Consider the following 12332-nt stretch of genomic DNA (forward strand, 5'->3'; position numbering starts at 1 on the left):
GCCCGGTTACATTCCGAACCCGGAAGCTAAGCCTTTCAGCGCCGATGGTACTGCAGGGGGGACCCTGTGGGAGAGTAGGACGCCGCCGAACAATTTTTAGCCTCGGCCCCGAGCATTTCATGCTCGGGGCCGGGGCATTTTTGCGTTCGGCGCCAGGTTCCCAGTCGAACTGATGTATCACTGGATCGAGTGAAACGGGGCTGTGGCGCTGGCGTGGCGTGTGCCAGACCGCTCAGAATCGCCAGCAGGAGGGGTGAGGAGAGCGGGGGCTCAGGGTGCAAGCAATGCAGGCGATGCAGGTCGGGAAAGCGGTGGAGGTGGCGTCAGGGCCCGCTGTGGGGCCGGTTCCGACGCCATCACCCGCCACCGTCACCACAACCATCTCAACCATCACGACATCAGTCGCCGGAGCCGGCGGCACGGGCGAGTTCGAGGTCGAGTGCCTCGCGGCGGATGCGCTGGTCCATGTAGAGGAGAGCGGTCACACCGGCGCTGATCGGAAAGGTGATGGCCGAGCTGATCACTCCGCCGATGCCGACGACGATCAGAAAGGCCCAGCCGACGGAGACGGACTCGCCCGACAGGTAGTCGATGGCGCTGTCCCCGCCGAACGCCATCGCGACGGCGCTGGTCGGGACCTCGACGATGGCGGCCACGATGAAGACCAGCACGATGGAGAGCAGCTGGATACCGAAGACGCGCCACCACGCTCCGCGTACGAGCTTGGCCGAGCGGCGCAGGGCGGACATGATCCCCTGCTTCTCCAGCATCAGCGCGGGGGCGGCGAGGCTGAAGCGGACCCAGAGCCAGATGGCGACGCCGGTTCCCGCGAGAGCTCCGAGCGAGGCGAGCGCAGCGCCCTCGCTGGGCACACCGACCGCTGCGAGGAGCAGCCCCGGTGCCATGCCCACACCGATGACGGCCGCGGCGATGGCCGGGATGAGCAGGAGCAGGCCGCACAGCTGAAGCAGGCGCGGCCGGGCATCGCCCCAGGCCTCGCCGGTGGACACGGGCCGTCCCAGGACCGCCCGGGCGGTGACCATGGTCAGCAGGGCGGTCGTGACGATGGTGCCCAGCACGCCGACGAGCAACGTCACCGAGCTGCTGCCCATCGCGCTGCGGATGGCCTCCAGCGTCTCTCCGAGCGTGGGGTCCGGCTTGTCGACGGAGCCGGTTCCCGAAGTAGTGCGGAACCACAGACCGGTGACGACGGTGATCAGTCCCTGGGCCACCACCGAGACGGCGAGCGAGACGCCGAGGACTGTGCGCCAGTGAGTGCGCATCGTGGCGATCGCGCCGTCGAGGATCTCACTCACGCCGAGCGGGCGCAGCGGGATGACGCCGGGGCGGGGCGCGGGCGGGGCCTGTCGCCAACCAGTGCCCCAGCCACCGCCGTTCGCCGGCCCCGGCCCGGCCGGATGCGTAGGCGGCGTGGAGATGCCGCCGTCGGGGGCCGTCCAGCGTCCCGCCGGGGGTTGCTGCCTGGCCCAGGTGGCGCCCCGCGCGGGCCGCTGCTGCGCGGGGTGGCCGACGGGCTCGTTCGGCTGCTGACTGCCGTGGTCGGGCTCGTCGGAAGGGGACGATCCGGGCGGAGCCCAGCCCGGAGAGTCGTTCATCGTCGCTCCGTAGGTTGTTCGTTGGCCGGTCGCGGATGCTGTGACGGCCGGTTCGTAGCCATCGTGCCACGGTGTGTTGTGGTTCGTACCGGGCGCCGGGGTGGGCTGACTACTTCATTAGTCGGCATCGCAGGGGGCAGACTGGGCGGATGGCTGATCAGCACCGGGGATCCCCGGAAGGCGCCGCAGCGCCCACTGCTTTCGCACTGCGCTGGGAGGAACCACCGGAGGGGCCCGTGGTGGTGCTCCTCGACCAGACCCGGCTTCCCGCCGAGGAGGTCGAGCTGGTGTGCACGGATGTGCCGATGCTGGTGGAGGCGATCCGCTCGCTCGCCGTACGAGGAGCCCCGTTGCTCGGCATCGCCGGGGCCTATGGGGTCGCCCTCGCCGCGGTGCGCGGATTCGACGTGGACGAGGCCGCCGAATCGCTCGCCCATGCCCGTCCCACCGCCGTCAATCTCGGCTACGGCGTGCGCCGGGCCGCCGCCGCGTACCACGCGGCGATCGGGGACGGGGCGGACCCTGACCGGGCCGCCGCTGCCGCGCTCGCCGAGGCCCGCACCCTCCACGGTGAGGACGCCGAGGCCAGCGAGCGGATGGCTGAGCACGGCCAGGCGCTCCTCGATGAGCTGCTGCCCGCCGGGGGCTACCGCATCCTCACCCACTGCAACACCGGAGCGCTGGTCTCCGGCGGTGAGGGCACCGCCCTGGCCGTGGTCAAGGCGGTGCACCATGCCGGGCAGCTGCGGCGGCTGTGGGTGGACGAGACCCGTCCGCTGTTTCAGGGCTCTCGCCTGACGGCGTACGAGGCGGCCCGGGACGGGATGGCGTACACGCTGCTCACCGACAACGCGGCGGGGTCGCTGTTCGCGGCCGGAGAGGTCGACGCGGTGCTGATAGGCGCGGACCGCATAGCCGCGGACGGCTCGGTGGCCAACAAGGTCGGCAGCTATCCGCTCGCGGTTCTGGCCCGCTATCACCATGTGCCGTTCATCGTGGTGGCCCCGACCACCACGGTGGACCCGGACACCCCCGACGGGGCGGCGATCGAGGTCGAGCAGCGGCCCGGACATGAGGTGACGGACGTCATAGTGCCGCATGCTCCGGCCGTCCCCGGGGCCGAGGCGGCGATGGGCGTGCCGGTCGCCCCGCTGGGGACCCAGGCGTACAACCCGGCCTTCGACGTCACTCCGCCGGAGCTGATCACCGCGATCGTCACCGAGCGTGGTGTCGTCGCGCCGGTCACCGAAGGGGGTATCGCAGAGCTGTGCTCCAGGTCACGATCAGGTAATGGGATGATGGCCTCATGAAGGGACGCGTCCTTGTCGTCGACGACGACACCGCACTGGCAGAGATGCTCGGCATCGTGCTGCGCGGCGAAGGCTTTGAACCGTCGTTCGTCTCGGACGGCGACAAGGCCCTTGCCGCCTTCCGCGAGGCCAAGCCGGATCTGGTGCTGCTCGACCTCATGCTGCCCGGACGGGACGGGATCGAGGTGTGCCGGCTGATCCGGGCCGAGTCCGGGGTGCCGATCGTCATGCTCACCGCCAAGAGCGACACGGTCGACGTGGTGGTCGGGCTGGAGTCCGGTGCCGATGACTACATCGTCAAGCCGTTCAAGCCGAAGGAGCTGGTGGCCCGGATCCGGGCGCGGCTGCGGCGGTCCGAGGACCCGACGCCGGAGCAGCTGCAGATCGGCGATCTGGTGATCGATGTGGCCGGGCACTCCGTGAAGCGGGACGGGCAGTCGATAGCGCTGACCCCGCTGGAGTTCGATCTTTTGGTGGCGCTGGCCCGTAAGCCGTGGCAGGTGTTCACCCGCGAGGTGCTGCTGGAGCAGGTCTGGGGTTATCGGCACGCGGCCGACACCCGGCTGGTCAATGTCCATGTGCAGCGGCTGCGCTCCAAGGTCGAGAAGGACCCGGAGCGGCCGGAGATCGTGGTGACCGTGCGCGGCGTCGGCTACAAGGCCGGGCCCAGCTGAGATGACGGGTGGCGGCACGGCTCCGCGGCCCCAGGGTTCGGGAGGCGGGGCGCCGGAGAGCGGCCGGGCGGGGCGACCTGATCCGGCGGGTGACATTCCGCTGCTCCGGAGGCTGTGGAGCGGCGGGCATCTGCTGCCCGACGGCGCCTCCGGCGGACCGGCCCATCCCTTGATCCGGCTGTTCGGGCGGTGGGTGCGCCGTCCGCTGCTGCCCGCTGCCCGGCTGTGGCGGCGGAACATCCAGCTGCGGGTGGTCGCCACCACGCTGCTGATGTCGCTCGGCGTGGTGATCCTGCTCGGCCTGGTCGTCATCGGCCAGGTGCGCAACGGACTGCTGGACGCCAAGCGGCATGCTGCGCAGGGCCAGGCCGTCGGCGGGTTCGAGGTGGCCGAGCAGATGGCCGACCGTAAGAGCGATTCCGGTGGTCAGGACGGTGCGGGCCCCGGCAGCCGCGGCGCCCAGGACGCGGGGGCGTGGCTGAACGCCCTGGTGGAGCAGTTGGCCAGTGGTGGCAAGGGCGCGTACTCGGTGGTCGCGCTCAGCTCCGACTCCGGGGAGACGCCTTATGTGGCCAGCCGTGGCCCCCGGGCCTCCGGTGACGTCAAGGCGGACAGTGTGCCCGCCGATCTGCGGCAGCGGGTGGACGAGGGCCGGACCATGCCGTACGAGCAGTACGGGCGGATCGAGCACCTCGGCTCCGGCGACAGCGAGGCCGCGCTGATCATCGGCAAGCGGCTGGACGACAACCACGGCGACGCCTATCAGCTGTACTACCTCTTCCCCTTCACCCAGGAGGAGAAGTCGCTGAGCCTGGTGAAGGGCACGCTGGCCACGGCCGGGGTGTTCGTGGTGGTGCTGCTCGGCGCCATCGCCTGGGTGGTGGTGCGGCAGGTCGTCACGCCGGTGCGGATGGCGGCCGGGATCTCCGAGCGGCTGGCGGCCGGTCTGCTGCAGGAGCGGATGAAGGTCACCGGGGAGGACGACATCGCCCGCCTCGGCGAGGCGTTCAACAAGATGGCCCAGAACCTCCAGCTCAAGATCCAGCAGCTGGAGGAGCTGTCCCGGATGCAGCGGCGGTTCGTCTCGGACGTCTCCCATGAGCTGCGCACACCGCTGACGACCGTGCGGATGGCGGCGGACGTCATCTATGAGGGGCGCGAGGACTTCGATCCGATCACGGCGCGTTCGGCCGAGCTGCTGTGGGGCCAGGTCGACCGCTTCGAGTCGCTGCTCTCCGATCTGCTGGAGATCAGCCGGTTCGACGCGGGCGCGGCGGCCCTGGAGGCCGATCAGATCGATCTGCGTGATGTGGTGAACCGGGTGGTCGACGGGGCCGAGCCGCTGGCCGACGCCAAGGGCACCCGGATCGTGGTGCGGGGCGCCGAGGCGCCGGTGGTCGCCGAGGCGGACGCCCGCCGGGTGGAGCGGGTGCTGCGCAATCTGGTGGTCAACGCCGTGGAGCACGGCGAGGGCCGGGACGTGGTGGTGCGGCTCGCGGCGGCGGGCGGCGCGGTCGCGGTGGCCGTGCGGGACTACGGGGTGGGGCTGAAGCCCGGCGAGGCGACGCGGGTGTTCAACCGCTTCTGGCGGGCCGATCCGGCGCGCGCCCGGACGACCGGTGGCACCGGTCTCGGTCTGTCGATCGCGGTGGAGGACGCGCGGCTGCACGGCGGCTGGCTCCAGGCGTGGGGCGAGCCCGGTGGCGGTTCGCAGTTCCGGCTGACGCTGCCGCGCGCCGCGGGCGATGTGCTGCGTGGTTCGCCCATCCCGCTGGAGCCCGAGGACTCCCGGCGCAACCGGTTGCCCGACGGCGGGGACGGCGGGCAGGCGCAGCCCGCGGCGGAGCGGCTGGCCGCCGTGCCCGCGCAGCCCCGCTCCGCGCTGCCGCCCGCCGACGCCCCGGCGCCCTCGGCCGATCCGACGGCGCTGCCGGGGAACGGGGCACGGGTGGTGCGTGGCGCCGCGGAGCCGTCGTACCGGGAGCGCCCGGAGCACCGGGAGCGAACGACACCGAACGAAGGGGAGGGCCGCCCCCGTGGGCGCTGACCGTGCCGACCGCCACCGTTCCCGCTCCGGCGCGCGCCGCCGCGCGCGGGGCACGGGCACGCTGCTGGCGTGTGGTGTGCTGCTGCTGTCCGGCTGTGCCTCGATGCCCGACAGCGGGGATGTGCGCCGGGTGGACTCCTCGCCGCGCTCGGACGTGGATTCGCAGGTCCGGGTGTACGGGGTGAGCCCGGGCAAGGGCGAGCAGCCCGCGGAGCTGGTCTCCGGCTTCCTGGAGGCCACGACGAGCGACGAGGAGAACTTCGCCACCGCGAAGGAGTATCTGACCCGGGGCGCCTCCAAGGACTGGGATCCGTTCGCGCGGACCACGGTGCTGGAGCAGGCGCCGGACGTGCGGGTCGAGACCGACCCCGCCGACCGGGACGGCAACAGCAAGACGGTGGTGCTGTCGGGCAAGCGGATCGCCACGGTGGACGCGACGCACGCCTACCGGCCCGATGAGGAGAGGTACGAGCAGCGCATCCATCTGACCCTGCGCGGGTCGGAGTGGCGGATCGACGGGCCGCCGCCGGGGCTGGTGCTCGGCGAGTCCGATTTCCAGCGCATCTACCACTCGGTGAACAAGTACTACTTCGCGAAGCTGGGGCCGGACGGTGAGGACTCACGGGTGGGGGACGAGGTCCTGGTCGCCGATCCGGTCTATTTGCGGCGGCGCATCAATCCGGTCACGGCGACCGTCAAGGCGCTGCTGGACGGCCCGACGGACTGGCTGGAGCCGGTGGTCAGCACGGCGTTCCCGGCCGGTACGGCGCTCGGCCGCCACACCGACCGGCTGTCGCTGGACGATTCGAACGCGCTCAAGGTCCGGCTGAGCGATCAGGCGGCGGGGATCAGCCCGGGCCGGTGTGCCCGGATGGCGGCGCAGACGCTGTTCACGGTGCAGGACCTCTGGGAGGGATCGGACGAGGTCAGCGGGGTGCGGCTGGAGCGGCAGAGCGGCTCCGAGCTGTGCGCGCTGTCGAGCGACGCGGCGCGCGCGTACGCACCCGCCCAGGTCATCGGGCGGCCCCAGCACCAGTACTTCGTGGACGCGCAGAACCGGATGGTCCGGCTGTCCGACGACGAGGACAAGCCGCGGCCGGTGCCGGGGCCGTTCGGCGCCGACGGCGCGGGGCTGGGCACGGTGGCGGTCTCGCGCGACGAGCGGGACGCCGCGGCGGTCAGCGAGGACGGCCGGTCGCTGTATGTGACGGAGCTGTCGTCCGGTGCCGAGCGGGGCCGGGTGCGGGTGCACAGCCAGGGCGGCAGCCCCGAGCAGGGGCTGACGGCGCCCAGCTGGGACGGGCTGGGCGGGCTGTGGGTGGCCGACCGGGATCCGCAGCGGCCGCGCCTGGTGCGGCTGCGGGGCGGCACGGGCCCGGCGGACGATGTCGGGCTGCCGGCGCTCGACGGTGGCCGGATCACGGCGCTGCGGGTGTCGGCGGACGGCACGAGGATCGCGATGCTGGTCAAGCGGGACGGGCATACGACGCTGCGGCTGGGCCGGATCGAGCGGCGGGGCACGGCGGCCCATCCGAAGCTGTCGGTGCGGGCGCTGCACGCGATCGCGCCGAAGCTGCAGGACGTCGACACCGCTTCCTGGGCGGGGGACAGCCGGCTGGTGGTCGCGGGCCGTGAGTCGGACGGCGTGCAGCAGCTGCAGTACGTGGAGACGGACGGCTCTCCGGCGGATCTGCCGGAGGTGCCGGGGCCGAACGGGGTGGAGACGGTCGCCGCCTCGGAGGACCAGACCCGGCCGCTGATCGCCGAGACCAGGGAGAACGGGATCGTCCGGCTGTTGCCGAACACGGACTGGAAGACCGTGGACGAGGACGGTTCCGGGCCGGTGTACCCCGGATAGCCGTAGGGGCGTGCGTGGCGGCTCCGTAACCGTCTGTCCCGCCGTGGGGGCGGCCGGTTGTCCACATGCGCGTGGTTTTCCACAGGGGGTGGCGGCCCGGCCGGTGTGACGGGACAGTGGGGGCCATGCGGGGCTGGTGGCAGGAGATCGCCGATCTGGTGCTGCCGGCCGACTGCGCGGGGTGCGGTCGGCCGGGTGTCCCGCTGTGCGACCGGTGTCATGGGGCGCTGCGCGGGTCCGGGGCGCGCCGGGTGCTGCCGAGCCCGGTGCCGCCGGGGCTGCCGGTGGTCCACGCGGCGGTGGATTACGTGGACGAGGCCCGCGCGGTGCTGCTCGCGCACAAGGAGCGGGGAGCGCTGCGGCTGGCGGGGCCGCTGGGCGGGGCGCTGGCCGGTGCGGTGCGGGCGGCCGCCCGCGGGGCCCTGCCCGGGGCGTGGGAAAGCCCGCTCCTGCTGGTGCCGGTGCCCTCGGCGCGCCGTGCGGTGGGGGCGCGGGGTCATGATCCGGCCCGGCGTATCGCGTTCGCGGCGGCGGGCGTGCTGCGCCGCGCGGGGTGTCCCGCGCGGGTGCCGGCGGTGTTGCGGCAGCGGCGCCGGGTGACCGACCAGTCGGGGCTGGGCGCCCGTCAGCGCCGGGAGAACGTGACGGGGGCGCTGGAGGCCGTGCCGGGCGGCGGGCGGCTTCTGGTGGCGGGCCCGGTGGTGCTGGTGGACGATCTGATGACGACGGGCGCCTCGCTCGCGGAGGCGGCACGGGCGGTGGCGGAGGCGGGCGGACGCGTCGTGGGCGGGGCGGTGGTGGCCGCGCCGCCGGACTCCGCGCTTTCGGGGCCTCCCGCGCCGTCGAAGCCTTTCGGCCGTCTCAGACCCTTCGCGAGCGATAAGCGGAACTGAATACGAAGCCGCGTCGTTGCAGGCTGTAAGGATGCCAAAGCACCTGATCGGAGGTACGGCCCGGTAGGGGGTGCCGACATACCTCCGGGCGAGCTATGTTCGGTTGTGAGGAGTGGCAGGTGCTATGACTCGCAAATCCGCTTGGCGTGCTTTGGGTGCTTTCTTGTGAGCCGTTGGACGAAACGGGGTGGACTTCTTCCCCGTGGGAAGGAGAGGTGAAAGCCGCCAAGCCGGTGGCTCCGGAAGACGCCGGAGCCTAGTGCACAAGGGATTGAGCTCCGGTGGATGATCCGGAGCGACCCGGGAACGGAGTTCTGCGTGGACATCGTCGTCAAGGGCCGTAAAACAGAGGTGCCCGAGCGGTTCCGGAAGCACGTGGCCGAGAAGCTGAAGCTGGATAAGATCCAGAAGCTCGACGGCAAGGTGATCAGCCTCGACGTCGAGGTGTCCAAGGAGCACAATCCGCGGCAGGCCGATCGGTCCGACCGTGTGGAGATCACCCTTCGCTCCCGCGGCCCGGTCATTCGGGCGGAGGCCGCGGCGGCCGATCCGTACGCGGCGCTGGACCTGGCGGCCGGCAAGCTGGAAGCGCGGATGCGCAAGCAGCACGACAAGCGCCACACCCGGCGTGGCAACGGTCGCATTCCGGCCAGCGACGTGGCCATCACGGTGCCCAATGCGGCACGTATCAACGGGCACGGCGAGATCGCCGCCCAGCGCACCCCGTCGGACACCGTGCCGACCACCCGGATGGGGCCCCTGGAAGTCCAGGGCGAAGGCCCCCTCGTGGTCCGTGAGAAGACCCACGCCGCGGTCCCGATGACGCTCGACCAGGCTCTCTACGAGATGGAGCTGGTCGGGCACGATTTCTATCTGTTCGTCGACTCCGACACCAGCCAGCCCAGCGTCGTCTACCGGCGGCACGGCTATGACTACGGGGTCATTCATCTTCAGCCGGAGGCGTTCGCCGGGGAGGAGCCCGGGGGCGCCGGCGGTGCGCTCGGCGCCTGAGGCGACCTGAGCCTCGACCGCCTCTGGGCGGGCGCACAGAGAGTGAGCGGGATCGCGCGGCATATGCGCCGCGCGGTCCCGTGGCCGGTCCGGGCATGAAATCATGGCTCGACGGCCAACCGGCATGGGGAAACGACTGGTTGAGGCCGCACCGCACCGTGCACCACAGAGTGCAGACCGCAAGGGCCATGGCCTTCAGGGGGAGGAACGATGGCGGACAGCTTCGGGCCCATGTCCGACGAAGGCGATGACCAACGCCTGGGGCCGGACAGGGCCGAGTCGCGCAAGGAGCCGATTCGGGTCCTCGTAGTGGACGACCACGCGCTCTTCCGGCGTGGGTTGGAGATCGTCCTGGCCCAGGAGGAGGACATTCAGGTCGTCGGTGAGGCCGGGGACGGCGCCGAGGCCGTGGACAAGGCGGCGGATCTGCTGCCGGACATCGTCCTGATGGATGTGCGCATGCCCAAGCGCGGGGGGATCGAGGCATGCACATCGATCAAGGAAGTGGCCCCCAGCGCCAAGATCATCATGCTGACGATCAGTGACGAGGAGGCCGACCTCTACGACGCGATCAAGGCGGGCGCCACCGGCTATCTGCTCAAGGAGATCTCGACCGACGAGGTGTCGACCGCGATCCGGGCGGTGGCCGACGGCCAGTCGCAGATCAGCCCGTCGATGGCGGCCAAGCTCCTCACCGAGTTCAAGTCGATGATCCAGCGCACCGACGAGCGGCGGCTGGTGCCGGCGCCCCGGCTCACCGACCGTGAGCTGGAGGTGCTGAAGCTCGTGGCCACGGGCATGAACAACCGCGACATCGCCAAGGAGCTGTTCATCAGCGAGAACACCGTGAAGAACCACGTCCGGAACATCCTGGAGAAGCTGCAGCTGCACTCCCGGATGGAGGCCGTGGTCTACGCGATGCGGGAGAAGATCCTCGAAATCAGGTGAGCGGGCGGGGCCGGGGCCGCGGTCAGCGAACCGCGGCCGCCAGCGGTGCGGCCAGCTCCGGCCGGTTGACGCGCTCGATCCGCACCGCGTCGCAGCCCACCCAGCCGGCCGCCTCGCGCAGCGCCTCCGCCAGCGGCGCCACCGCCTTCGGGGAGTCCAGCGACACCTGCCGGGCCACCAGCGTGGTCCCCTCACGGGCCGGATCGACCCGGCCGAGCAGCCGCCCGCCCGACAGCAGCGGCATGGCGAAGTAGCCGTACACCCGCTTGGGCCGGGGCACGTACGCCTCCAGCCGATGGCTGAAGCCGAAGATCCGTTCGGTGCGCGCCCGGTCCCATATCAGCGAGTCGAAAGGCGACAGCAGGGTCGTGCGGTGCCGTCCGCGCGGGGTGGTGGCCAGCGCCTCGGGGTCCGCCCAGGCCGCCTTGTCCCAGCCCGCGACCTTCACCGGCACCAGCCCCGAGTCCGCGATCACCGCCTCCACCTGCTCCGCCTTGAGCCGGTGGTAGTCCGCGAGGTCCGCCCGGGTGCCCACGCCGAGGGACTGCCCCGCGAGCCGCACCAGCCGCCGCAGGCACTCCGCGTCGTCCAGGTCGTCGTGCAGCAGCCCGTCCGGCACGGCGCGCTCCGCCAGGTCGTACACCCGCTTCCAGCCGCGCCGCTCCACGCACACCACCTCGCCGTACATGAGCGCGCGCTCCACCGCGACCTTCACCGCCGACCAGTCCCACCACAGGCCGCCGTTCTTGGCGCCGCCCAGCTCGGTCGCGGTCAGCGGGCCCTCGGCCCGCAGCTGCGCCACCACCTTCTCGTACGTCCCGTCCGGCAGCTCGTGGTGCCAGTGCGGGCGGGCCCGGTAGGCGCGGCGCCGGAAGGCGAAGTGCGGCCACTCCTCGATCGGCAGCACGCAGGCCGCGTGCGACCAGTACTCGAAGGCGTGGGTGCCGGTCCAGTACGCCGACTCGACCGCCTCGCGGCCGACCGCGCCCAGCCGCGCGTACGGAATCAGCTCGTGCGAGCGCGCCAGCACCGAGATCGTGTCCAGCTGCACCGCGCCCAGATGGCGCAGCAGGCCGCGCACCCCGCCGCGCCGGTCGGGCGCCCCCAGGAGCCCCTGGGCGCGCAGCGCGATCCGGCGCGCCTCGTCGGCGGACAAGGTGATCTCGGGCTTGGCGGGTCCGGACCCGGCGGCGGGATGCGTCATGCGCGCCACCGTAGTGGCGACCACCGACAACCCTCCACCACCTGCGGATATGCCTCAGGCCGGGTGCGCGGCGGGGGCCGGGAGGTACGGCGTGGCCGACGGCAGCCCCCAGTCGGAGGGCAGCAGTGCGCCCCGCCAGGCGTCCCGCCGCGTGCCCTCGCGGACGATCCGCGCCCGGTCCGTCCCCTCCATCCGGAAGCCCACGGCGAGGGCGACCGCCCGCGACGCCTCGTTCCCGGCCTCCGTGCACCACTCCAGCCGCTCCACGCCCAGCCCGGTGAACGCCCACTCGGCCACCGCCCGCGCCGCCTCACCCGTGTAGCCGCGCCGCCGGTGCTCCCGTGCCGTCCAGTACCCCAGTTCGGCCTGGTGCTCGGGGCCGCGCAGCCGACCCAGCCGTACCAGGCCCATCGCCCCGATGAGTTCGCCCACATCCCGGGTGACCACCGCGAAGTTGTAGCTGCTGTCGTTCCGCCAGCCCTCCGGGCAGGTCCGCCGGACGAAGTCCTCGGCATGCGCGCGTTCGTACGGAGCGGGCACGGTGGTCCAGCGCAGGATGTCGGGGTCCTGACAGGCGGCGTGGACCGCCGGGGCGTCGGACGGCCGGAAGGGCCGCAGCACGAGCCGCTCGGTGGTGAGGGTGACGGGCTCCATGGCCCGAGTCTGGGCCGCCCCCGCGCGGCGCCGCGACTGGTTTTGGCGAATTCGGGGGCACCCCGGCGCCCCCTCACGCGTTGACACGGTGTGGTCACACCGGGCCCGCGTGGTGAC

General features: G+C 72.1%; 10 protein-coding genes and 1 rRNA gene. 8 read left to right on the top strand and 3 right to left on the bottom strand.

Features of this window, described 5'->3' with window-relative positions; translation table 11 throughout:
- Positions 1 to 91: ribosomal RNA gene (gene rrf, locus ACFZCY_RS31445) — 5S ribosomal RNA — on the top strand; the annotation flags it as partial.
- A gap of 307 nt (positions 92 to 398) precedes the next feature.
- Here rrf and ACFZCY_RS31450 read toward each other — a convergent pair.
- Positions 399 to 1616: a hypothetical protein gene (locus ACFZCY_RS31450; protein WP_391180810.1), complete on the bottom strand. Its 1218-nt coding sequence runs from the start codon at positions 1614 to 1616 to the stop codon at positions 399 to 401.
- 149 nt (positions 1617 to 1765) lie between these two features.
- On the opposite strand from ACFZCY_RS31450, the gene mtnA reads away from it, so the two are divergent.
- From mtnA to ACFZCY_RS31485, 7 genes are all read left to right on the top strand, one after another.
- On the top strand, positions 1766 to 2926 hold the full coding sequence (gene mtnA, locus ACFZCY_RS31455; protein WP_391180813.1) for an S-methyl-5-thioribose-1-phosphate isomerase: 1161 nt from the start codon (positions 1766 to 1768) through the stop codon (positions 2924 to 2926).
- On the top strand, positions 2923 to 3600 hold the full coding sequence (gene mtrA, locus ACFZCY_RS31460; protein ID WP_055555491.1) for a two-component system response regulator MtrA: 678 nt from the start codon (positions 2923 to 2925) through the stop codon (positions 3598 to 3600). The genes mtnA and mtrA overlap by 4 nt, the downstream gene beginning before the upstream one ends.
- A gap of 1 nt (position 3601) precedes the next feature.
- A complete protein-coding gene (gene mtrB, locus ACFZCY_RS31465) occupies positions 3602 to 5647 on the top strand; it encodes an MtrAB system histidine kinase MtrB (RefSeq protein WP_391180817.1) in 2046 nt (681 codons plus the stop codon).
- Positions 5637 to 7505 carry an LpqB family beta-propeller domain-containing protein gene (locus ACFZCY_RS31470; RefSeq protein WP_391180822.1) on the top strand — a complete coding sequence of 623 codons (1869 nt, stop codon included), beginning with the start codon at positions 5637 to 5639 and terminating at the stop codon, positions 7503 to 7505. The genes mtrB and ACFZCY_RS31470 overlap by 11 nt, the downstream gene beginning before the upstream one ends.
- 125 nt (positions 7506 to 7630) lie before the next feature.
- A complete protein-coding gene (locus tag ACFZCY_RS31475) occupies positions 7631 to 8398 on the top strand; it encodes a phosphoribosyltransferase family protein (protein ID WP_391180825.1) in 768 nt (255 codons plus the stop codon).
- A gap of 318 nt (positions 8399 to 8716) precedes the next feature.
- Positions 8717 to 9409, top strand: a complete 693-nt coding sequence (hpf, locus tag ACFZCY_RS31480) for a ribosome hibernation-promoting factor, HPF/YfiA family (RefSeq protein ID WP_039941767.1) — start codon at positions 8717 to 8719, stop codon at positions 9407 to 9409.
- Between the two features lie 210 nt (positions 9410 to 9619).
- Positions 9620 to 10357 carry a response regulator transcription factor gene (locus ACFZCY_RS31485; RefSeq protein ID WP_055555488.1) on the top strand — a complete coding sequence of 246 codons (738 nt, stop codon included), beginning with the start codon at positions 9620 to 9622 and terminating at the stop codon, positions 10355 to 10357.
- Between the two features lie 22 nt (positions 10358 to 10379).
- Here ACFZCY_RS31485 and ACFZCY_RS31490 read toward each other — a convergent pair whose 3' ends face one another.
- On the bottom strand, positions 10380 to 11561 hold the full coding sequence (locus ACFZCY_RS31490; RefSeq protein ID WP_391180829.1) for a DNA glycosylase AlkZ-like family protein: 1182 nt from the start codon (positions 11559 to 11561) through the stop codon (positions 10380 to 10382).
- 54 nt (positions 11562 to 11615) lie between these two features.
- The gene (locus ACFZCY_RS31495) at positions 11616 to 12215 is read right to left on the bottom strand and encodes a GNAT family N-acetyltransferase (protein ID WP_391180832.1); all 600 of its coding nucleotides are present in this window, start codon (positions 12213 to 12215) and stop codon (positions 11616 to 11618) included.
- Between the last annotated feature and the right edge of the window lie 117 nt (positions 12216 to 12332).

It is taken from the genome of Streptomyces sp. NPDC007983 (assembly GCF_042958345.1).
Taxonomy (GTDB): domain Bacteria; phylum Actinomycetota; class Actinomycetes; order Streptomycetales; family Streptomycetaceae; genus Streptomyces.